The organism is Bacillus sp. 95MFCvi2.1 (assembly GCF_000374965.1).
Classification (GTDB): Bacteria; Bacillota; Bacilli; order Bacillales; family Bacillaceae_G; genus Bacillus_A; species Bacillus_A pseudomycoides.
Map to the genome: position 1 here is coordinate 96516 of NZ_KB895695.1, position 23282 is coordinate 119797.

22 protein-coding genes and 1 tRNA gene are annotated in these 23282 nt (G+C 34.5%); 14 read left to right on the top strand and 9 right to left on the bottom strand.

Features of this window, described 5'->3' with window-relative positions; all coding sequences use genetic code 11:
* Window positions 1-6: 6 nt before the first annotated feature.
* Window positions 7-297 carry a HesB/YadR/YfhF family protein gene (locus C568_RS0110715; protein ID WP_006095651.1) on the bottom strand — a complete coding sequence of 97 codons (291 nt, stop codon included), beginning with the start codon at window positions 295-297 and terminating at the stop codon, window positions 7-9.
* Window positions 298-405: 108 nt separating this feature from the next.
* Window positions 406-1002: a glycerol-3-phosphate 1-O-acyltransferase PlsY gene (plsY, locus tag C568_RS0110720; protein ID WP_003199069.1), complete on the bottom strand. Its 597-nt coding sequence runs from the start codon at window positions 1000-1002 to the stop codon at window positions 406-408.
* 226 nt (window positions 1003-1228) lie between these two features.
* On the opposite strand from plsY, the gene C568_RS0110725 reads away from it, so the two are divergent.
* From C568_RS0110725 to parC, 7 genes are all read left to right on the top strand, one after another.
* Window positions 1229-3085 (top strand): anaerobic ribonucleoside triphosphate reductase, encoded by a 1857-nt coding sequence (locus tag C568_RS0110725; protein WP_018781487.1) that lies wholly within the window; start codon window positions 1229-1231, stop codon window positions 3083-3085.
* Window positions 3082-3534: an anaerobic ribonucleoside-triphosphate reductase activating protein gene (nrdG, locus tag C568_RS0110730; RefSeq protein ID WP_018765335.1), complete on the top strand. Its 453-nt coding sequence runs from the start codon at window positions 3082-3084 to the stop codon at window positions 3532-3534. Before C568_RS0110725 ends, nrdG begins: the two co-directional genes overlap by 4 nt.
* Window positions 3535-3552: 18 nt before the next feature.
* The gene (locus tag C568_RS0110735; RefSeq protein ID WP_003199064.1) at window positions 3553-4230 is read left to right on the top strand and encodes a response regulator transcription factor; all 678 of its coding nucleotides are present in this window, start codon (window positions 3553-3555) and stop codon (window positions 4228-4230) included.
* Window positions 4231-4596: 366 nt separating this feature from the next.
* Window positions 4597-5826, top strand: a complete 1230-nt coding sequence (locus C568_RS0110740; RefSeq protein ID WP_018781488.1) for a S1C family serine protease — start codon at window positions 4597-4599, stop codon at window positions 5824-5826.
* Window positions 5827-5898: 72 nt separating this feature from the next.
* Window positions 5899-6312, top strand: coding sequence for a CoA-binding protein (locus tag C568_RS0110745; RefSeq protein ID WP_003207948.1), 414 nt, complete (start codon window positions 5899-5901; stop codon window positions 6310-6312).
* A gap of 374 nt (window positions 6313-6686) precedes the next feature.
* Entirely contained in the window at window positions 6687-8651 is a 1965-nt protein-coding gene (gene parE, locus C568_RS0110750) for a DNA topoisomerase IV subunit B (RefSeq protein ID WP_003199055.1), read from the top strand.
* 1 nt (window position 8652) lies between these two features.
* Entirely contained in the window at window positions 8653-11073 is a 2421-nt protein-coding gene (parC, locus tag C568_RS0110755; RefSeq protein ID WP_006095655.1) for a DNA topoisomerase IV subunit A, read from the top strand.
* Window positions 11074-11433: 360 nt separating this feature from the next.
* On the opposite strand, the gene C568_RS0110760 is transcribed toward parC, so the two are convergent.
* The 3 genes from C568_RS0110760 to C568_RS0110770 form a co-directional block, all read right to left on the bottom strand.
* Entirely contained in the window at window positions 11434-12585 is a 1152-nt protein-coding gene (locus C568_RS0110760; RefSeq protein ID WP_018781489.1) for a cysteine desulfurase family protein, read from the bottom strand.
* Between the two features lie 18 nt (window positions 12586-12603).
* On the bottom strand, window positions 12604-13497 hold the full coding sequence (locus C568_RS0110765) for an LPD16 domain-containing protein (RefSeq protein WP_018781490.1): 894 nt from the start codon (window positions 13495-13497) through the stop codon (window positions 12604-12606).
* A 21-nt stretch (window positions 13498-13518) separates the two neighbouring features.
* Window positions 13519-13592 (bottom strand) — tRNA-Cys (locus C568_RS0110770).
* A gap of 550 nt (window positions 13593-14142) precedes the next feature.
* On the opposite strand from C568_RS0110770, the gene C568_RS0110775 reads away from it, so the two are divergent.
* The gene (locus tag C568_RS0110775) at window positions 14143-15075 is read left to right on the top strand and encodes a DMT family transporter (RefSeq protein WP_006095570.1); all 933 of its coding nucleotides are present in this window, start codon (window positions 14143-14145) and stop codon (window positions 15073-15075) included.
* Window positions 15076-15215: 140 nt separating this feature from the next.
* The gene (locus C568_RS0110780) at window positions 15216-15866 is read left to right on the top strand and encodes a hypothetical protein (protein WP_018781491.1); all 651 of its coding nucleotides are present in this window, start codon (window positions 15216-15218) and stop codon (window positions 15864-15866) included.
* 43 nt (window positions 15867-15909) lie between these two features.
* Here C568_RS0110780 and C568_RS0110785 read toward each other — a convergent pair whose 3' ends face one another.
* From C568_RS0110785 to C568_RS0110795, 3 genes are all read right to left on the bottom strand, one after another.
* Window positions 15910-16260: a hypothetical protein gene (locus tag C568_RS0110785; RefSeq protein WP_003199046.1), complete on the bottom strand. Its 351-nt coding sequence runs from the start codon at window positions 16258-16260 to the stop codon at window positions 15910-15912.
* A gap of 235 nt (window positions 16261-16495) precedes the next feature.
* On the bottom strand, window positions 16496-16921 hold the full coding sequence (locus C568_RS0110790) for a thioredoxin family protein (protein ID WP_018781492.1): 426 nt from the start codon (window positions 16919-16921) through the stop codon (window positions 16496-16498).
* Window positions 16918-17358 carry a disulfide oxidoreductase gene (locus C568_RS0110795; protein ID WP_018781493.1) on the bottom strand — a complete coding sequence of 147 codons (441 nt, stop codon included), beginning with the start codon at window positions 17356-17358 and terminating at the stop codon, window positions 16918-16920. Before C568_RS0110795 ends, C568_RS0110790 begins: the two co-directional genes overlap by 4 nt.
* A 468-nt stretch (window positions 17359-17826) precedes the next feature.
* Between C568_RS0110795 and C568_RS0110800 the strand changes: the two genes are divergently transcribed.
* Window positions 17827-18855: an oxidoreductase gene (locus C568_RS0110800; protein ID WP_018781494.1), complete on the top strand. Its 1029-nt coding sequence runs from the start codon at window positions 17827-17829 to the stop codon at window positions 18853-18855.
* A 116-nt stretch (window positions 18856-18971) separates the two neighbouring features.
* Here C568_RS0110800 and C568_RS0110805 read toward each other — a convergent pair whose 3' ends face one another.
* A complete protein-coding gene (locus tag C568_RS0110805; RefSeq protein WP_080547229.1) occupies window positions 18972-19607 on the bottom strand; it encodes a TetR/AcrR family transcriptional regulator in 636 nt (211 codons plus the stop codon).
* A gap of 137 nt (window positions 19608-19744) precedes the next feature.
* On the opposite strand from C568_RS0110805, the gene C568_RS0110810 reads away from it, so the two are divergent.
* The 4 genes from C568_RS0110810 (at window position 19745) to C568_RS0110825 (ending at window position 23260) form a co-directional block, all read left to right on the top strand.
* Entirely contained in the window at window positions 19745-20638 is an 894-nt protein-coding gene (locus C568_RS0110810; protein ID WP_018781495.1) for an ABC transporter ATP-binding protein, read from the top strand.
* Window positions 20631-21437 carry an ABC transporter permease subunit gene (locus C568_RS0110815; protein WP_018765347.1) on the top strand — a complete coding sequence of 269 codons (807 nt, stop codon included), beginning with the start codon at window positions 20631-20633 and terminating at the stop codon, window positions 21435-21437. The genes C568_RS0110810 and C568_RS0110815 overlap by 8 nt, the downstream gene beginning before the upstream one ends.
* A gap of 278 nt (window positions 21438-21715) precedes the next feature.
* Window positions 21716-22249, top strand: coding sequence for an RNA polymerase sigma factor (locus tag C568_RS0110820; protein ID WP_018765348.1), 534 nt, complete (start codon window positions 21716-21718; stop codon window positions 22247-22249).
* 12 nt (window positions 22250-22261) lie between these two features.
* Complete coding sequence (locus C568_RS0110825; protein WP_018781496.1) at window positions 22262-23260, top strand: hypothetical protein; 999 nt, start codon at window positions 22262-22264, stop codon at window positions 23258-23260.
* Window positions 23261-23282: the final 22 nt, after the last annotated feature.

Genomic DNA, 23282 nt, shown 5'->3' on the forward strand with positions numbered 1-23282 from the left:
GCTTTTTTATTTTTCGTAATTAAATTGAGGGAAGTCATCACTGTCGTTAAAGGTAACGGATAAGTCATGTCCATCAAAGAACCATTCATCATCACCTTCAACGAAGAAAGTAATGCCGTCTTCTTGAATTTGAACAGCAGGATGTGCAGGATCGTCTTTACGGATTCCTAAAGAAAGTCCTTTTTGAACAGTACTGCAACCGCCATATTGTACGAAAAAGCGAAGTGTATCGCCAGATTGTAAGTTTAATTCATCTTTATACCAATTTACTGCTTCTTTTGTTACGGAAAGATTCATGTATAGTTCCTCCAAGTTATGTTGCCTTTTCTTTAGTATAAAAAATAACGCAAAAAGACGCTATTAATATGCTTCGCGTTTTCTTTTTGCGTTATGTGGGTCACAACCTTACTTTTGTTTCTTTGTCAAATTTGCTTTTGGTTCAGTTTTATTTATAATTCGTCCAATATTTGCACGGTGTCTATAAATAACCATACCAGCTAATAAACACATCGCAACAATGAAGATTTTATCCCCGTCAATAATTGATGCAATAACAGCTACGATAGCTGTTACCATAGAAGAAAGCGATACGTATCTCGTTGTAAATAGAAGGGTGAAAAAGATAACAGCTAATATTGCAAAAATAACTGGCGCATAGCATAAGAGTACTCCAGCAGAAGTTGCAACTGCTTTTCCGCCGCGGAATTTTGCAAAGATTGGGTATACATGTCCAAGAACTGCAGCTAATCCAAACCAAAGGGGATGGATATCTAAGGCGAAAATTAACGGCAGAGCTGTCGCTAACGTTCCCTTTAAAATGTCAGCAATTGTAACGATAAAACCTGCTTTTTTCCCTAGCGTCCGAAATGTATTCGTTCCTCCTAAATTACCGCTACCATGCTCGCGAATGTCGATTCCATAACCAATTTTTCCAACAACAAGTGCAAATGGAATCGAGCCAAGTAAATAGGCAACGATAAATAAAAGATATGTAATAAGCATAAGTTCAGTCTCCTTTATTCAAATGTGTTGATAAAGGGTAAAAAGAGTTTTTCCCATATATTGTACCATACATTTGTAAAGAGCACATTTCTTTTTTGTAAATGAAAAATTCAAAGTTTCTTAAAAAAACTTTCACAAGAATGTTACATTTCTCACAGATCTACTATAACTATATGTTGTATCATTTTGTTAGTGAATTAACAAGATGTTGTTGGAGGTTTGAAAAATGATGAAACAAAGTGCATGTGGAGAAGAGTTAATGAAGATTTTTGAAACAATTGTCCACGGGAATGAGCAAGATTTAATGCAAGAAAATGCAAATGTTGATGGGCGGTCTCCTATGGGGATGATGGGAACATTTGCATCTGAGAGTGCAAAATATTATGCAATGGAACACTTACTTTCTGAACAAGTAAAAAAAGCAATAGGTCAAAATATATTATACCCACATGATTTAGATTTTTATGCGACAGGTACAACAACATGTTCGCAGATTCCTTTAGCGCAAATGCTTGAAAAAGGATTTCATACCGGGCATGGGCATATGAGGCAACCACAAGATATTAAAAGTGCATTGGCACTTTCTTCGATTATTTTCCAAGCGAATCAAAACATGCAGCACGGTGGTCAATCAGCTGCGTTATTTGACATTGATTTAGCACCGTATGTGAGAAAAACATTCGAGAAAAATAAGAAAAGATTAGAAACGTATCCGTTAACAAAAGAGCAAGTAGAAGAGTTTGCGTGGAAAGAAACAGAGAATGATACGTATCAAGCTTGTGAAGCTTTTATTCATAATTCCAATAGTATGCATAGCAGAGGTGGTGGGCAAGTTCCGTTTATTTCTATTAACTACGGAACGGACACGTCGAAAGAAGGAAGATTGTTAATTAGACAATTATTACGGGCGACGCAAGCTGGATTAGGAAAAGGTGAAACACCCATTTTCCCTATTCAAATCTTTAAACTAAAAAAAGGTGTGAATTTTGAAGAAAGTGATCCGAACTATGATTTATTTGAATTGGCGTTAGAGACGACAGCAGAACGATTATTCCCGAACTTTTCATTTTTAGATGCGCCATTTAATGCAGTTCATTATGATGGTCGCCCAGAAAGCGAAGTATGTTATATGGGCTGTCGTACGCGTGTTATGTCTAATATTCATGGGGAAGAGACCGCGATTGGAAGAGGGAATTTATCGTTTACTTCTATTAACTTAGTAAAATTAGCATTGATTAGCGGTTCAAAAGAAGCATTTTTTGAAGCTTTAAATTATTATATAGATCTTGGTATTCGTCAACTAGTAGAAAGATTTGCTTACCAATGTAAGAAAAAGGCAAGAGATTTTCACTTTTTATATTCGCAAGGAGTATGGCGGGGCGGAGAAAAACTGCATCCTGAAGATTCTGTTGCTGAGATTTTAAAACAAGGAACATTAAGTATTGGTTTTATTGGCCTTGCAGAATGTTTAGTTGTTTTAACAGGAAAACATCATGGAGAAGATAAAGAATCATGGAATCTTGGATGTGAGATTGTTACCTTTATGAGACAGAAAATGGATGCAGCAACGGAAGAACATCAATTGAATTTCTCTTTAATTGCAACGCCTGCAGAAGGACTATCAGGTAAGTTTGTTAAAAAAGATCGAGAAGAATTTGGAATGATTAGCGGTGTAACAAATCATAATTATTATACAAATTCATTTCATATTCCGGTGTATTATAACATCCAAGCGATAGATAAAATACGTTTAGAAGGGCCATTTCATACGCTTTGTAATGGCGGACATATAACGTATATTGAATTAGATGGAGCGGCGGTTCATAACCAAAAAGCATTAAAACAAATTGTGCAGGCAATGGCAGAGTATGGAGTCGGATATGGCTCCATTAATCACCCTGTGGATCGTTGTAAATGCTGTGGCTATCATGGTGTCATCAAAAATGAATGTCCAAGTTGTGGAAACGAGGATGAGAATGATATCGAAAGAATTCGCCGTATAACAGGATATCTTGTAGGTGATATGTCTAAATGGAATAGTGCAAAGCGCAGTGAAGAAGCGGATCGGGTGAAACATAAATGAGAGTAATGAATATTATTCATGATAGTGTAGTAGATGGTGACGGATTGCGGACAGTCGTGTTTTTTGCGGGCTGTCCGCATCGTTGTTTAGGATGTCATAATCCTAAGTCATGGAATATTTGTAATGGAACTGAAATGACCGTAGAAGAAATTGTGAAAGAGATTGCCAAAAACCCGCTTACTGATGTAACATTTTCAGGTGGAGATCCATTTTTTCAAGCTGCTGAAGTGAAGAAGGTAGCAAATGCGGTGAAGGCTTTGAAAAAAAACTTATGGATTTACACAGGTTATACATTAGAAGAGATACAGAGTTCTCAAAATAATGATATGATAGAGTTGTTACACTATGGGGATGTTCTGGTCGATGGAAGGTTTGAACTTCAAAAAAGAGACTTGACACTTCCGTTTCGCGGAAGCTCCAATCAACGTATTATTCGATTGAAAGAGTAAAAAGGCGGGATAGGTCAGATGAACAAAACAGTATTACTTGTTGAAGACGAAAGAAGGCTACGCGAAATTGTTAGTGATTATTTTCGCAATGAAGGTTTTGAAGTGATAGAAGCTGAAGATGGAAAACAAGCGTTAGAATTATTTGCTGAACATACAATTGATTTAATTATGTTAGATATCATGTTGCCAGAGATAGATGGTTGGTCTGTTTGTCGTCGTATTAGAAAAGAGTCAGCGGTACCAATTATTATGCTTACAGCTCGTTCTGACGAGGATGATACATTGTTAGGTTTTGAACTTGGGGCTGATGAATATGTAACAAAGCCTTTTAGTCCTAAAGTACTAGTAGCTAGGGCGAAAACTTTATTAAAGCGTGCTGATGGGGCAGTAGGCGTTGCAGAAGAGAATGCACTTTCTATGGCTGGAATCGATGTGAATCGTCTTTCGCGTACGGTATCGGTAAACGGAGAAGAAATTATATTAACGCATAAAGAATTTGAACTTCTTGTTTATTTAATGGAGAATAAAGGAATCGTATTATCACGCCAGCATTTATTAGATCAACTTTGGGGATATGATTATTATGGTGATGATCGTACTGTAGATACACATATAAAAAAATTGCGAAATAAGTTAGGGGATAAAGCAAAACATATCGGAACTGTTATTCGAGTTGGATATAAGTTTGAGGAATAGTTTTTAAATACTATGTAATAGAAAAAACGATAGAAAAGCTTTCCTTTTGGTTGGAAGAGAGAATCTGCCCATGGATAGAAGCGATCAGTACCTTTTTTAGCCCCATGCCGAGTGAAAACAGAGGGAGAAAACAGAGGGAGAAAACGAGTGGAGATCTCTTTTTGTTTTCGTAGCAGCAACTTATAGGTTGAAAATATAGTACATTTACACTCTCTTTTGTAGATGGAAATGTACAAATTACAGATTTTTTGTCTACAATAATGAATAAAAGTATTTTTTTAATTGGATTTCACGATGAGTTCACAAGAAGGACACAAAATGTGACTATACTGAAAATACGAATTCAGCAGAGAGGGGATATCAATTATGGGATATTATGACGGACCAAATATGAATGAAGAGCATAGTGAAACGAGAGAAGTAAAAAAATCAGGTAGTAAAAAAGGTTACTTTTTTACAGGTTTAGTTGGAGCAGTTATTGGAGCTGTTTCCATTAGTTTTGCAGCACCGTATATGCCATGGACAAATGGGAATGGGACGGCGTTAACTTCTAATTCAAAAGTAGAGGGAACTGTGGTTCCTGTTGCAAATAAAGTAAAGGGTGAAACAGATTTACCTGGTATGATTGAAGGGGCGAAAGAAGTAGTTGTAGGTGTTATCAATATGCAACAGAACATAGATCCATTTGCAATGGAGCAAGCAGGGCAGGAACAAACAGCTGGAACAGGATCTGGTGTAATTTATAAAAAAGCTGGGAATAAAGCTCTCATTGTAACAAATAATCACGTAGTAGACGGAGCAAACAAACTGGCAGTGAAACTAAGTAATGGTAAAACAGTAGATGCAAAATTAGTTGGGAAAGATCCATGGTTAGATTTAGCTGTTGTAGAGATTGATGGATCTAATATTAATAAAGTAGCCACACTTGGTGATTCCAGTAAAATTCGCGCTGGTGAATCGGCTATTGCAATTGGAAATCCATTAGGTTTTGATGGTAGTGTAACAGAAGGGATTATTAGTAGTAAAGAACGCGAAATTCCAGTGGATATTAATGGTGACAAACAGCCGGATTGGCAAGCACAAGTGATTCAAACAGATGCAGCAATTAACCCAGGGAACAGTGGTGGCGCATTATTCAATCAAAATGGTCAAGTCATCGGCATTAACTCTAGTAAGATTGCACAGCAAGAAGTAGAGGGTATTGGCTTTGCTATCCCAATTAATGTGGCAAAACCAGTGCTGGAATCTCTTGAAAAAGATGGAACAGTAAAACGTCCAGCGATGGGAGTAGGAGTTGCATCTCTTGAGGATTACCCACCGTATGCATTAGGACAATTAAAATTACCAAAAGATGTTACAAAGGGTGTTCTCTTAAGCAAAATTTATCCCGTCTCACCAGCTGAAAAAGCAGGACTTCAGCAGTATGACGTTGTTGTAGCGTTAGATGGACAAAAAATTGAAAATGCGCTTCAATTCCGTAAATATTTGTATGAAAAGAAAAAAGTTGGCGATAAAATTGAAGTAACATTCTATCGAAATGGTGAAAAAATGACGAAAACAGCTACTTTAGCAGATAACTCTTCTGCTAAGAATTAATAAAGAAAGTCTCTTTCGTATTGAAAGAGACTTTCTTTATCGGCTATACTAAAAGAATAGGAGGGATTTAATATGACAATTGAAAACCCAACTCGTACGGAAATTGGTGAAGTATTGAAAAATAGCAAAACAATTGCGGTTGTTGGATTATCTAACAAACCAGAACGCACATCCTATATGGTTTCAAAAGCAATGCAGGATGCAGGGTATCGTATTATCCCAGTAAACCCAGTCGTAGATGAGGTACTGGGAGAAAAAGCTGTTCCGTCATTAAAAGACATTAAGGAGCATGTCGATATCGTAAATGTATTCCGTCGTTCTGAATTTTTAATGGACGTCGCAAAGGAATTTGTGGAGATTGATGCGGATGTTTTTTGGGCACAATTAGGAGTACAAGATGAAGATACATATAAATTTTTAAAGGAAAAGGGATATACTGTTATTATGGATCGTTGTATAAAAGTAGAACATGCAATGACGAGGTAGTATAGACATTGTAAACGAAAGATCGATTCAGCTCGGGGGAATACTTGAAGACTGGGTAGATGAACGAGGTGTTCATCATGAGATTTTTTAAAGGCTGTTTTTGGGGATTGCTACTTGTTATCCCATTTTGGATAATTGTCATTTGGTTAATTGCCAAATGGTGGAGTGTGTAATTGGAATACATATCCATTTTTCGTTGACAAACGATTATTTTTCTGAAATAGTAGCCTAGAGGAATCCTTGTGAAAAAACAAGGATTTTTCTATTGAAAATAGTATATAAAAGACATAACATAACTTGCCAAAAGGATGGTTAAGGCGTTATTCTATAATAGAAACGTATGTTCTGATTTGATTAGGAAAGGGGCAAGGAGTTTGGCAAAGCATCAGTTTCAATATAATGAAGATGCCATTCAAGTGCTTGAAGGTCTTGAAGCCGTTCGAAAACGCCCGGGTATGTATATCGGGAGCACGGACAGCCGTGGATTGCATCATTTAGTATACGAAATAGTAGATAACTCAGTTGATGAAGCATTAGCGGGGTTTGGCGACGAAATTTCTGTCGTAATACATAAGGATAATAGTATTAGTGTTATTGATAAAGGGCGCGGAATGCCTACGGGAATGCATAAACTTGGAAAACCTACACCTGAAGTGATTTTAACTGTACTTCATGCAGGGGGGAAGTTTGGACAAGGAGGTTATAAAACGAGTGGCGGTTTACACGGTGTTGGTGCATCTGTTGTAAATGCATTATCAGAATGGCTCGTTGTAACCATTAAACGCGATGGGTATATATATGAACAACGTTTTGAAAATGGTGGTGTTCCTGCAACGACACTAGAGAAAATTGGAAAAACAAAACAATCTGGAACAACGATGCATTTTAAACCAGATCCATCAATTTTCAGTACAACAAATTATAATTATGAAACGTTATGTGAGAGATTACGTGAATCTGCATTTCTGTTAAAAGGTATGAAAATCACTATAAGAGATGAACGAAATGATTTAGAAGATGTTTTTCATTATGAAACAGGAATTGAAGCATTTGTTTCTTACTTAAACGAAGAAAAGGACTCTATACATCCAGTTGTTTACTTCACTGGTGAACAAAATGGGATTGAAGCAGAACTTGCATTTCAATTTAACGATGGCTATTCAGAAAATATTCTTTCATTCGTAAACAATGTACGTACGAAAGATGGGGGGACACATGAGGCAGGATTTAAAACAGCGATGACACGTGTCTTTAATGAATATGCTCGTAAAGTCTCTTTGCTAAAAGAAAAAGATAAAAACCTAGAAGGTACAGATATTCGCGAAGGGTTAGCGGCGATTGTTTCTGTACGTGTACCGGAGGATTTATTGCAATTTGAAGGTCAAACAAAAGGTAAGCTTGGTACAAGTGAAGGACGTTCATCTGTCGATGCAATTGTTTCGGAACATTTAGCATACTTTTTAGAAGAAAATCCAGATGTAGCAACACTTCTTGTGAGAAAAGCAATTAAAGCAGCACAAGCCCGTGAAGCAGCGCGTAAGGCTAGAGAAGAAGCTCGTACTGGTAAGAAGAAAAAACGTTCAGAAGGAACGTTGAGCGGGAAGTTAACACCTGCGCAATCACGTAATCCACAGAAGAACGAACTATATTTAGTAGAGGGTGACTCTGCTGGTGGCTCTGCAAAGCAAGGGCGTGATCGCCGTTTCCAAGCTGTCTTGCCACTGCGAGGTAAAGTCATTAACACGGAAAAAGCAAAGCTTGCTGATATTTTCAAAAATGAAGAAATCAATACAATTATTTATGCAATTGGTGGCGGCGTTGGAAATGAATTTACTGTCGAAGATATCAACTATGATAAAGTCGTAATTATGACCGATGCTGATACGGATGGCGCACATATTCAAGTGTTACTACTTACGTTTTTCTACCGTTATATGAAGCCGTTAATTGAAGCTGGTAAAGTATTTATTGCTCTTCCACCTTTATATAAAGTAAGTAAAGGAAAAGGGAAAAGCGAAGTCATTGAATATGCATGGTCAGATGAAGAATTAGATGGCGTAACGAAAAAGGTCGGTAAAGGATATATGTTGCAGCGCTATAAAGGTCTTGGCGAAATGAACGCGGATCAATTATGGGAAACAACAATGAATCCAGAAACGCGTACGCTAATTCGAGTAAAAATTGATGATGCAGCAAGAGCAGAACGCCGCGTGACGACATTGATGGGTGATAAAGTAGAACCACGTCGGAAATGGATTGAGCGTAATGTACAGTTTGGTATGCAAGAAGAAGGTAATATTTTAGAGAATGAAATGATTATGGAGACGGAGGTGGAATAACATGCAGGCAGAGAAGTTTCATGACCTCCCGCTTGAAGACGTGTTAGGTGACCGCTTTGCACGTTATAGTAAATATATTATTCAAGATCGCGCGCTACCAGATGCTCGTGATGGTTTAAAGCCAGTACAACGTCGGATTTTATATTCAATGTATGTAGAAGGAAACGTACATGATAAACCATTTCGTAAATCAGCTAAAACAGTTGGTAATGTTATTGGTAACTATCATCCACACGGTGATTCTTCTGTATATGAAGCGATGGTACGTTTAAGCCAAGATTGGAAAGTACGTAACGTATTAGTTGAAATGCACGGAAATAATGGTAGTGTCGACGGTGATCCAGCGGCAGCAATGCGTTATACAGAAGCTCGTTTATCGCCAATTGCATCTGAGTTACTCCGTGATATTGATAAAGAGACAGTAGAATTTGTATCAAACTTTGACGATACAAGTGAAGAACCTGTTGTATTACCAGCAATGTTCCCGAATTTATTGGTAAACGGTTCAACAGGGATTTCAGCTGGATATGCAACAGAAATTCCACCGCATCACCTTGGAGAAGTAATTGATGCAACAATGATGCGTATCGATAAGCCAAATAGTTCCGTAGATGATTTATTAACAGTTATAAAAGGACCTGATTTCCCAACAGGTGGCATTATTCAAGGGCTTGATGGAATTAAAAAAGCATATGAAACAGGAAAAGGGAAAATCATCATTCGTGGAAAAGCGGAAGTTGAAACGATTCGCGGTGGCAAACAGCAAATTGTCATTACAGAAATTCCATACGAAGTCAATAAAGCAAACCTTGTAAAGAAAATGGATGAACTACGTCTAGATAAAAAGCTAGATGGAATTGCGGAAGTACGTGATGAGACAGATCGTACAGGTCTTCGTATTGTTGTGGAACTAAAAAAAGAAGCAAACGCAGAAGGTATTTTAAATTACTTATATAAAAATACTGATTTACAAGTTCCATATAACTTCAATATGGTGGCTATAAATAATCGTCGTCCAACATTAATGACGTTACCCAAGATTTTAGATGCGTACATTGGGCATCAAAAAGAAGTTGTTACACGTCGTTCGGAATATGAGTTGCGAAAAGCTGAAAATCGTCAACATATTGTGGCAGGTTTAATGAAAGCATTATCGATTTTAGATGAGGTAATTGAAACAATTCGAGCATCTAAAGATAAGCGTAATGCAAAAGATAATTTAAGTGCAAAATTTGGATTCACAGAAGCGCAGGCAGAAGCAATTGTATCCTTGCAACTGTATCGTTTAACAAATACAGATATTACAGCACTAGAAAAAGAAGCGGAAGAACTAGAGAAGAAAATTACAGAATTACAAGCGATTTTACAAAGTGAGAAAAAGCTCCTTCAGGTCATTAAAGCAGATCTAAAGAGAGTAAAGAAAACGTATAGCGATAATCGCCGTGCTGTTATTGAAGAGGAAATTGAAGAAATTAAAATTGATGTGGAAGTTATGATTCCACAGGAGGATGTCATCGTTACTGTAACGAAAGAAGGTTATGTGAAGCGAACTGGTTGGCGCTCACATAATGCATCGAACGGGAAAGACTTCGGTATGAAAGAGGGCGACATCTTACTCGAGCGTTTCGATACAAATACAACAGAAATAGTTCTCTTATTTACGAATAAAGGAAATTATATTTATCTTCCAGTATACGAAATGCCGGACATTCGTTGGAAAGATTTAGGTCAGCATGTGGCAAATATCGTTTCACTTGATAGGGACGAGACATTAATTTGGGCAACCGTTGTACCGAATTTCGAGGAAGAAAAGCGATTTATTGTGTTTGTTACACGAAATGGTATGATTAAGAAAACGGAATTAAATCAGTATAAAGTTCAGCGCTATTCAAGAGCGTTTGTAGCCGTAAACTTGAAAAAAGATGATGAAGTTGTCGATATCTTCGCAACAGATGGAACAAGTGATATTGTTCTTGCAACACATGGTGCATATGCACTTATTTTTAATGAAGAAGAAGTAAGCCCAGTTGGTGTAAGAGCAGCTGGGGTAAAAGGGATTAATTTAAAAGAAGATGATTATGTTGCTTCTGGTAGAGCGTTAAATAGTGAAAAAGATCAATTGATTCTCGTAACGCAGCGCGGTGCAGTTAAGCGATTAAAAGCTTCCGAAATTGAGAAATCAACAAGGGCGAAGCGAGGCCTTGTTATCTTCAAAGAGTTAAAACGTAATCCGTACCGTATTGTCGGTATTGAAATTGTTCGTGATGATGAACTTGTTTATATGAAAACAGAAAAACAGATTGTAGAAGAAATAGATCCAAAAGCATTTCGTAATAAAGACCGGTATAGTAACGGTAGTTTAGTACTAGATGTTACTGATACGGGTGAAGTGGTTGAGACGTGGACGAAGAAACGGATATAGTGAATAAACGATAGTAAGTATTTCAACTAAATATACTTATCTTATTAGTGAAACCCATGTTCTATATAGAACATGGGTTTCTTGGAGTAGTAGGGCTTTAAATTCACCATTATTCTAATTTTTTTAGTTTTTTCATGAAAGTAAATCAAAAAGAATTAGGATGAAAAATAAGGGGGATTATGTATTGATAGAAACGGGGGACAGTACGTCATCATCATATTAAGACGATAAGAAACTCTCGAAAATATATTGTTTCAAGTTATAATCCTTTGTTAAAATCTTATACTGTTGCGAGGCACAAAAAAGCACTATTCTTTCTGTGGAAATATACAGAAAGAATAGTGCTTTTTTATATTATTTTTAAAATCCCTGTTGCACGCAATAAATATCTTTAATTTTAGCTATAATCTCATCAACAGCGTATAAAATTTCTTCTTCACTTAAATATGGACTAATGGATATACGAATAGAACTATTGGCTTCTTCTTTGGATAATCCAATCTCTTGTAATACATATGACGGTTCTAAACTGTTTGAATTACAAGCAGATCCTGAAGAAATAGAAACAGTTCTCATACCTGCTATAAGTGTTTCTGAACTAATATTTGGGATCATTATATTTATGATATGAGGTATGCTATTTTCCATACATACATTTATGCGAGAAAGGGGTATTTCTTGTTGAATTTGATTTATAACAATTGTTCTTAATTTCAGTGCTTTTTCATAATTCTCTTTTAGTTCTAATATAGCTATATCACTAGCTACGCCCATGCCAGCTATTAGTGAAGTGGGTAATGTTCCACTCCGTAAATATGTTTGTTCACCACCAAACAATAAAGGACGAAAATATTCCTGTTTGTGCTGGTTTACATATAAAATGCCTATACCTTTTGGTCCGTAAATTTTATGTCCAGATAAAGATAAAGCATCTATGTCCAATTTTTTCACATCTATTGGTATTTTTCCAAAAGCTTGAACAGCATCTACATGTATCAATGTTTTATATTTTCTGCATAAAGCAGAAATCTCATTGATTGGTTGAATTGTTCCCACCTCAGAATTAACATATGCAAAACTAACAACTCTTGTATCATCATCTAATAAGCGACTCAATGAATCTAAGCAAATGGTTCCATCACGTTTAATGTCCACATATTTTACGATAATACCTCTTCTTTGTAACTCTTTTCCAACCTCTAAAATCGATTTATGGTCTATAGGTGAGAGAATTACATTTACGGGTTCTTTTTCATGATAATCAATTGCTCCTAACAACGCCAAGTTGTTACTTTCTGTTGCACCCGAAGTAAATATTATTTCTTCTTTATGAGCACCAATAGAAATTGCAATCTTACTTTTCGCTTGATACACCGCATACTGTGCTTTTTTTCCCATCACATGCTGAGATGAAGGGTTTGCAAATTCTGTTTTCATGTACTTTTCTACAACTTCGATCACTTTATTATGACATGGAGTAGTAGCAGCATAATCTAAGTACACCTGTCTCATAAGCATTGCCCTCCTTTATCACGAAGAAAACACAGAGAAATTAACGGTTTTTTCATAGATGTCTTCTTTTGACATTTCGCCACTTCCACCAGGATCCGCAACAATCACTTTCATCCCTGTTAAATTATATAGATTAAGAGCGATTTCAATACCTGTACGTACAGGTTGGTAACACTCTCCAGGTGCGAATAATAACAATGCTCTATAACCTGCCTTATGTACCTCAGCTATCATTTCTGTAATTTCTCCTGCACATCCAGTTACACCACAACTAATTAATGTTTTATAATTTCCATCCTCATCTACAAATGATACTTCGGATTGATTTTCTCGATCGTTTAACATTCTCTTTTCTAATTTTCCTTCTTTTACTAGCTTACTAGCGCTTTTTTGAAATCTATATTTAAGCCAAGTTTCAGGGAAAAAAATCGGATTTTTTCGGTTAGACAAGATACTCTGTTGATTAAAGTATTTACTCTTTTCTAAACTTGTAACGTAAGCTTCTGGAATTTCTGTATATCTCTCATAAAACTCTTTGCGAAGATCACTAACACTTGCATTTGTAGATGGAACGTATTGCCAATCATTAATTAACAATAGGTATTTAATGTCTTTAAATTGTTCATAAAATTGCTCGCCTAATTGAATTCCGATATTCCAAGTGTATAAAGGGAATATACCTACCCTACGTGAAATCCTCTCTTTCATCACATCTGTTTTCTGTTCTTCGATAATTCCAGGAGTTAAGCTATTTGTTTCTTCATTAAAAAAGAGCATAAAATGCCCTGACATAATTACTAATTCTTCTTGAGTAGTATTTTTTAATTCTTCACTGATTAACTTGATCATTTCTTCTTCTGATGCAACTAATTGATGAATTCCTTTCTTTTTTACATTCATTGAATTCGACATAAGTTACCTCCTTAAAATGTATGGAGGCAGTGCTTGGATTTGAACCAAGGAATTAGGTTTTGCAGACCTATGCCTTACCACTTGGCTACACTGCCATCATATAAAGTTTAGATACTAATTTGAAACTTGTTTATCATGTTGTTCATAGTATCATCCTTAAAAAATAACCGTCAATAATATTCTGAATATAATTATTTTTCTCAACATCAAAATGAATCCCTAGAAAATTTATTGAAAATATAAGCATTCAAATAAAATAAAGAGATATACAAGATATTTTAAAATAATAGTGTTTTTGAAGGATAAGAAACATAGCCATAAAAAACTTTTTTTTAGTCTATGGTTGATTATTCGGTATAAATTTCTCAAAAGATAATCAATTTTTTATTTTGCAAATATAAGATGCTACATGCTATTGTTAGTTATGATTTTTAGAAATTCTTGTTTTCTAAAAGAGCTGATTCATTATAAACGAGTTTTCAGCCAAAGGGTAATTAACCATGAAATCATCATACATACAAGATCTTTCAACTCATAAAGGCTTAAGAGCTTATGCTATGTAACCAGTTGAATATCAAAATAATAACAAGCAACATGCTAAATAAAGCTATTAATACTAACAATTTAGTGAGAAAGGAATCCAATATGTCCAAACAAACAATTGCTTATATTCAAATGTCATTTGCAATGGTTGCAATTGGAAGCTTCGTTATTGTTAATAAGTACATTATTAAAGAACTTCCTATATTTATTGCTTCTGAGCTTAGATTACTGATTGCTTGCTTAATATTACTTCCTTTATTTTTATATAAAGGTGAAAAAATGCCTAAACTAGTAAAAAAGGATTACATCATATTTTTTCTTCAAAGTTTTATAGGGGTGTTTTTATTTAGTGTTTGCACATTATATGGTTTAAGACAAACAACAGCTTTAGATAGCGGCATTATTATGAGTTGTACGCCTGCAATAATGGCTTTAATCTCTTATTATTTTCTAAAAGAAAGATTAGGAATGAATAAAATAGGAGGGATTCTTTTAACTATTTTAGGTACATTGTCTATCAATGTTTTTGGTCAGGTATTAAATTTTAATGTAGGCTCGCACTCATTAATAGGAAATATGTTAATCTTCTGTGCTGTTATTGGAGAAGCGATTTTCTTTTCCTTTGGAAAATTAATTTCTACACCTTTAAGACCTTTAACGATGACAACAATTATGAGTTTGACAGGTGCGGTATTATTTTTGCCTTCTGCAATATATCAATCTTTACATTTTAACTTTTTAACTGTATCTCCATTGGCGTGGCTACTCGTATTATATACAGGAGTTGTAATTACTGTATTAGCTGTTCTATTAATGAATCAAGGGTTAGAAGTGGTATCAGCGGGGACAGCGGCAGTATTTACTGCTTTAATGCCTATAAGCACAGTAATTTTATCAGCCTTTATATTACATGAACCTCTCTTCTGGTATCATATTTTTGGAATGACATTGGTTATTTTGGGTATTTTTGTTATTACTAACTCTTCGAGTGAAAGTAAAGAAATGTTTGAAAGAAGCAGGCAAGAAAATATGTAACAATAAATTTTCTCAATATAAGATTGCATATATTGTTGATTTCAATATTCAAAAAAACACATTGTTAATTTACAATAATTTAAGAACTATAGAACAGTAATAAATGTGTTAACTATATTCTGTAATAAAGGAGTCCATAAATGAAAAAAGTATATCCCTTTTTAATGACTGTATCTGTATGTATATTTATATCTGCTTGTTCCAATCAAACAAATTCTGAAAAAGAGGTAGAATCTGTTAATAAAAAAGCTCCAATAGCTGAAACTAATGTAAAAGCTAAGCCTTATACAGAACCATTAACACAAGTAGGACAAAAAGCAAAGCATCCACTTGGAACAGTGATTCTAAAGCAATTAAGTGAGCCTAATACAATGATAGAAGCAGGGCCTCTTCATATTCAAGTAGAAAGAATTAAGGTAATTCAGAGTACAGAAGTAAGTGAAATTGGGAAATACAACTTAAAAGAACGAGGACTAGGTACAGAGCAAATGAATGCAATACAATTTACAACCACTTTAGAAAATACTTCAGATCAAGTACTTGATTTGGAACAAGGGCCTTTTAAAACACTTGTTTTAAGTAATGGTGAACAAGTAGATGTATATAAAATGAATGCGGATCCAAAAAGTCGAAGCTTAAATGCGAAGGAAAAAATGAAGTTTACACTTATCTGTTTCTTATCTCAAGCTCCAAATGATGTTAAATTCGTAAAAGTAATTACTGATGCGGTACGAGATCAGCAAACAAAAAATGAAGTGAGCACAGTAACTACTACTGAGATTACTATGTAAAAAAGAAAACAGCCTGATGAGGCTGTTTTCTTGTGTTTTCCAATTAAAAAGCGCAGTATCCAACAACTGGTTTAGAAGAACCAGTTTTAATGAAATAGTCAGGAGCAAAGCCTTGATCTAACTCACCACCATAGCCATTATCATCTACAAAATCCCAAACCTTACTTCCCATATAAGATTCGCCATTCACATAGCAAAATAACCAAAGTTGAGTGCCATCTGGAATGTTTGATTCGGTCCGTGTGCCATTTATTGTTGGAGTTGTGCGAAGATCTAGCCCAGAACCTGTTTTTTGTACCGGATAAAAAGCAGCTTCCGTTACCGATTGACTTGCAAATAAAACCGAACCTGCTACCGCTACTGAAGCAATTGATAATGCAACTTTTTTAAACATACGTGTTACCTCCTAATAAATTATATTTTATTGCAGATGGGGAATCCCCCTCATACCTATCAAATAAAAATCATCCTTTATTCAAGATTGGTAAGCATGAGGGAGAGCCCCTTTACTCCCCTATAAATTAATAGAATGTATGGTTAAAAATAAAAAATAAAGCTAATGTTTGTTTCTTTATCAATACTCTAGTTATGAGTTTGAAAAAATAGCGCTTTTGGTAAAATAAAAACTCTTATTTGTTGTTTTCAAACCATGTTTGAAACGTTTGTAAAGACTGTTCGCCTAATATACGATTCATTTCCTTTCCATCTTTGTAAGAAATAATTGTAGGTGTTCCTTTTATTTGAAACATATCCCAACCTTGTTTATATTCTTCTAGATTCAAAACTTGCATATCAATATTCATATTTTTTGTCATAGGAACTACAATTGGTGAAATCCTTTGGCAATGCGGACAGGTCGTTTTATAGAAATAAACTATTTTTGTTTTGTGATTTGATAGATCTTGTTGCAATTGTTCGGGGGTAATTTGATTTTTATAATAATTTACCTCCTCAGTACTTATGGTTTTTTCACTTTTTGTTCCTTTATTGGTTAGAACAAAAATAAGTGTAAATATTGATAAAATAGTAATAATGAAAAAAAGCATTTTTTTCATATACTGTTTCTCTCCTTGCTTATTTTCATAAGAATAAAGCCACAAATAATAATAAGAAGAAAGGCTATTAGAGCGAGAAATGGGATTGTAATAAAACCGAACCAATCTAAATAATCCCCTGTGCAAGGTATTCTCCCACATGATGTTCCGTTTTCAGATAAAAATGGGATTTTTTGAAGGGAATAGTGATAGGCAGCTATACATGCGCCAATGATAGCGAGAGTCAAACTATAAATCCCAATTCTATAATCTTTTCGTATAATAGCTGTTCCTAGTAAAAGAACTAGTGGATACATGAGAATACGTTGATACCAGCATAATGTACAGGGCTCATATTTCATTATTTCAGACAGGTACAAACTCCCAAGGGTTGCAATAAAGGAAATCGACCAGCTACTAAACAATATGTATTCTAGTTTTTTTTCTGTATTGTTCATGACCTCACCCTTCCTTTTTTAGAGATGGAAATAATGAAATAAATCCTCTAAGAAAATAGAAGATAAAAAATAAATTTTAAAAATAGTTAGCTCAAGAGTTATTATAAATTATGTTTTTGTTTTGTATATTGAGAAAATTTTGATTTTATAAAATCTTATAGAAGAATAAAGTAAATAAGGTGAGATGAATTGAAAGTGGGCGTATGCTTTTTGGGGAATGCCTATGCCTATCAAGCAAATGTTTTATAGTACTCTCAAAACGAAAATTTCTTCTCTACAGTCATTTATAAGAATTCAGCTTGTCTTGTTATTTAAGTAACGGCTAATAATCAGTGGGGTATGAAGAAATCCCCACTGATTAAAGCTTTACTTTATTTTTACCGATCTAAGAATGAGCAAATGGTTATGTAAATAAAATAAAACTTGATATAATAACTATGAAATCGTTCTCAAATATGGAGGGAATATATGAAAAAAATAGGAGTAGGGATTGTAGGATTTGGATTTTCAAGTACAACATTTCACATCCCTTTATTACAAACGATTGATGAATATGATATTCGCGCTATTGTATCTTCGAAAGAAGAGGTAGTAAAGCAGGCATTACCAACTGTGCAAGTTGTTAACACAATTGAAGAATTGGTAGAACGAGAAGATATTGATCTTGTTGTTATTACGTCACCAAATACAACGCATTTTCCATTTGTAAAAGAAGCTATTGTACATGGAAAACATGTTGTTGTAGAAAAGCCATTTGTTGTTTCAGTTGAAGAGGGTGAAGAACTTATTAGATTGGCGAAAGAGCATAATGTCTTTGTTAGTGTTTATCATAATCGCCGCTTTGATAATGATTTTTTAACAATAAAGAAATTAATTGAGGAAAAACAAATTGGAAATGTGTATACATATGAAGCGCATTTTGATCGCTTCCGTCCTCATATACGTGAGCGCTGGCGTGAAAAGAACTTACCAGGATCGGGGATTTTATACGATCTAGGATCGCATTTAATTGACCAGGTATTACATTTATTGGGAAAACCAGATGCTGTTAGTGCGGATATAGTAAAGCAACGACCTGGGGCAGAAACGGATGATTATTTCCATATTATACTTTACTATGGAATCAAGCGTGTCATTTTACATAGTAGTAGTTATGTGAAACATGCAGGCCCTCATTTTAGTGTTCATGGGGATAAAGGCTCAATTGTTAAATATGGTATGGATTCACAAGAAGACCAATTAAAAGCTGGTATGAAGCCAGGTGATATAGGATATGGAGAAGATAGTGAAAGTAATTTAGCTGTTTTAGAAACAGAAGAAGAAGTGAAGCGTATTCCAACAGAAGTGGGATGCTATGAAATGTATTATAAAGGAATTCGAGATAGTATAGTAAATGGTATGCAACCTCCTGTAACAGCCGAAGAGGGTTTACAGGTGATTCAACTTATTCAATTGGCAATTGAAAGTAGTGAAACAGGTAGAGTTATCTCACTATAAGTTAAAAAGACACGATTTCGTGTCTTTTTTTTGGATTTTAGGATTGGAATATATGTGTTTGTTGTGGGATATATTTTTTCTCTTCGAATGAAATATAAACAATTCAAATTACTAATCTAATTTTCCCGAGTGACATTTTCAGGGTTGGAAAGCCCATAAAAAAACATCGTAATGATATCTTTTATATGTTTTTCACGATCATCCTCCAAGAGTTGTACACCGTAATCTTCGCCGAACTTACTAAACATTTGAATGTATAGTAATATCATTTCTTTTGAAAGATTGGGATTAATTTCATTTTGGCGTTGTGCATTTTCTAATATCTCTAAAAACCAAGGCAGGACTGTTTCATTTTGGTAACGATATATAAATTCGCGAAGCTCTGGATCTTTTTGGATTACTTGCAACAGCATGTCAGGGTGAAATAAACTACCACTTTCCATTTTACGTCGCATCATCTTATGAAACATTTCTTGAAATGTCATATTTTCAGCTGCTATCTCTTGATAGAATTGAAACTCAGTCGTCGCAAATTCGTGAATAAGCTCTCGGAAAAGCGCATCTTTACTACCAAAATGATTATAAATGGTAACTTGAGATACTTTTGCTTTTTTTGCGATGTCCTCTATTTTTACTTCATTAAATCCACGCTCTGAAAATAATGATAACGCAGCGTCTTTAATGGCGCGTTTTTTCTTTTCTTTTACTTTTTCAAAACCGTTCAATACAATCACCTCATTTAAAATATACAAGAAAATAGAGATGAAAACAATATTTTTGAAATATGAACATAAAAATATTTCAAAAAATTGTTGCCAATTTAAATAGAGAGGAGTACAATAATTTTGAAATATAAAACACGAAATATTTCAAAAAATGAGGTGGAATAATGATTTCAGTCCAAAATGTCACAAAAAAATTTTCAAATGGAAAAGGATTATTTGATATTACTTTTCAAGTAAAAGAAGGTGAAGTTTTCGGTTACCTAGGGCCAAATGGTGCAGGGAAATCAACAACGATTCGTAATTTAATGGGATTTATAAAGCCAACTGCTGGTCATGCAGAAATTTTCGGTCTAGACTGCTGGAACGAAGCTGCAAAAATTCAAAGGGAAGTTGGTTATTTACCAGGGGAAATTTCCTTTATAGAAGGAATGAATGGATTAGAATTTTTAAAACTTATGCAAGGTATGCGCGGATTGAAAGATGTAAAGAGACGTGATGAGCTTATTGAAAGATTACAATTTGATGTGAAAACACCAATTCGGAAAATGTCTAAAGGGATGAAACAAAAAGTAGGAATTGTAGCTGCATTTATGCATGATCCAGAAGTGTTAATTTTGGATGAACCAACGTCAGGATTAGATCCACTCATGCAGCAAACTTTTATTGATTTAATACTAGAGGAAAAACAAAAAGGAAAGACAATCCTTATGTCATCCCATATTTTCACAGAAATTGAGCGGACATGTGACCGGGTAGCTATTATTAAGGATGGTCGCCTTGTAACGGTGGAAAATATTCATGATTTACAAGGCATGAGAAGACAGGTAATGGATGTAACGGTTTCATCTCAAGTGGAAATGCGTTCTTTACAAAAGGAAAATTTACACTTTGAAGCGGTGAAGGAGAATACAGCGTCCATTATTGTACAGGGGAATTATCAGGAAGTATTACAAACGCTTGCTAGGTATAATGTGAAAGCACTTCAAACGAGGGCGATGGATTTAGAACATTTATTTATGCATTATTATGATGCGAAGGAGGGTGTGAAACATGAATAAACAGCTGTTTTTAGCTAGCTTTAAAGAAAATCAAAAAAGCATATGGAGTTATTCAATTGGTGCGGCTCTTTATTTGTGGTTATTAATTTGGATATTTCCATCGCTCGTATCTGCGAAAGGATTAAATGAAATGATAGATGCTATGCCAGATAGTGTGAAAAAGATTGTTGGCATGGAAAATTCGATTCAAAATGTAAGTGATTTTTTAGCAGGTGAATACTATGGCATGTTGTTTCTAATTATATTGACAATTTTTAGTGTAACGGTTGCTACACATGTAATGGCTTGTTATGTAGATAAAGGGGCGATGGCTTATTTGTTGGCAACACCGGTATCTAGAGTGAAAATTGCAATAACACAAGGGGTAGTTCTTATTCTAGGATTGCTGATTATTATACTTGCGACGTATGGAGCTGGTGTATTAGGAGCAGAGTGGCTCTTGAAAGATAACAATTTAAATCAAGAAGTATTCTTCAAAATGAATTTAGTTGGGGGGCTGTTGTTTTTCGTAGTCAGTGCCTATTCATTTTTATTCTCTTGTATATGTAACGATGAAAGAAAAGCTCTTAGTCTTTCTGCCAGTGTTACAATTTTGTTTTATTTACTAGATATGGTAGGGAAATTAAGTGATAAGCTAGAATGGATGAGAAATATATCATTATTTACGTTGTTCCGTCCAAAAGAAATTGTGGCAGGGACATATAACATATGGCCGGTAAGTATTGGATTAATTTTTGGTGCGATTTGTATCTTTGTAGTAGCGATTGTATTGTTCAAAAAGAGAGATTTACCGCTATAGATAAATAGAGTTGAAAAGATAGTTAGTTCCTTTATGAACTAACTATCTTTTTTTATTTCTGGAAAATTATAAAAAAAGTGAACCTTTTTCCCCACTAAACCATCTAATAAGTGTAAAGTTTTATTGGAAGATATAAAGTGAAACTTTAATTAGTAGGGGGTTTCTTCATCCCCAATTGATTATTAGCCCGCCCCACCTAACTTCTTTGCTTTCGCTGAATTTTGAGGTGGTGGGTCTTACTGCCCCACAAATAGCGGGATAAAACGGGAGGATAGACAGTGAAAGTAATACCTGTATATAAAATAATGGTAAAAGAAGAGAGTAATGTTTCTTTAGCTAAAAACGGTGATCATGAAGCATTTGTCTCTTTAATACATACACATAAAGTTCAGCTCTATCGTATAGCCAAAGCAATGCTATATGATGAGAATGACGTAGAAGATGCGATACAAACAACAATTCTAAAGGCTTATGAAAATATAAAAAAGCTTAAAAATGAAGAGTTTTTCCAAACATGGTGCATTCGAATCCTGATGAATCAGTGTAATGAAATGATACGATCACGAAAAAAGGTAATTGCGATAGAAGGAAATAATGATTATATGATAGCATTTGATTCCTATGAAGATATAGATCTTCATAATGCAATTCAGTCTTTAAATGAAGAATTAAAAGCTGTAACAGTACTCTACTATTATGAAGACATGAATCAAGAAAATATTGCGGCATTATTAGAAATACCAAAAGGAACTGTTAAATCAAGGTTGTCACGGGCAAGAGAACAATTGCAGAAGCAATTACGAATGGAATAGGAGGTGTATGTGTTGGATAAGGATGAATTATTTGATGAAAAACTGAAAAAGCGAATAGACCGAGAGAAAACAATGTTACCGGAGCATTTGAATCGGAAAATTAATGATACATTACATAATCTCCCGGTTAAGAAGAAGTCTTATAGAGTTCAAGCTATGGCTGTTAGTGTGGCAATAATGGCATTGTCAATCGTTTCTATGTTTGAATTTTCTGTGCAAAGTTTTGCGCAAAAAGGTGGAGTATTTGAATATGTAACGAAAAAGGCATTTTCAGATTATGAAAATGAGGAAGAAACAAAATCTAATGTAAATTATCCTGAAAAAGAAAAAATTCACAAAAAAATGCTGGATTCAATCGATCATTTTAAAAATGTTAAGGGGCAATTTGAAGAGTACTCTAGTTCATCTCGCCTAATTACTACTTATAAGTACGCAATTGATACAAGGAATCAGAGAGGGATTTCTTCTAAAGAGGATCGTCAGTCAAAAAAAATGACAGTTTTATATAACCAAGGGAAAAAACAAGAATTTAATGATAAAGATTATACATATAAAGAAGTGAGATGGAAGTCAGAACCTAAAAATATAGAGTTACTAAAACTAACACCTACTGAAAGAGCATTTAATAAAGTGGGGGAGAAAAAGCGGTATGATGATGAATATGTCGGACTAGCAAAATATAGTATTCAATCGGAGTTTGCAAATTTGTTAATTCGATATAAAGATTGGAATTTTAAAGAAACAAAGTATCTTGGATTAGACTGTTATAAAATAGAGGGCGTTATAAACATAGAGATGCCTTTAAGTACATCTGAAGACTTAAGAGGAAAATTCGAAATGATTGTAGAAAAAAATACGGGGATTATGTTGAATTTTCTTAGTTTTCATAATGGAATGATCCAGTATTCTATTACTACGGAAAAGATACAAATAAACAAAGGGATTGATGAGAACGTATTTCAAAAAGATGTTTCTTCATACGAAAAATTGAAAAATGTATTGAATAAATAATGATCTTGTTATTTTGATAGTT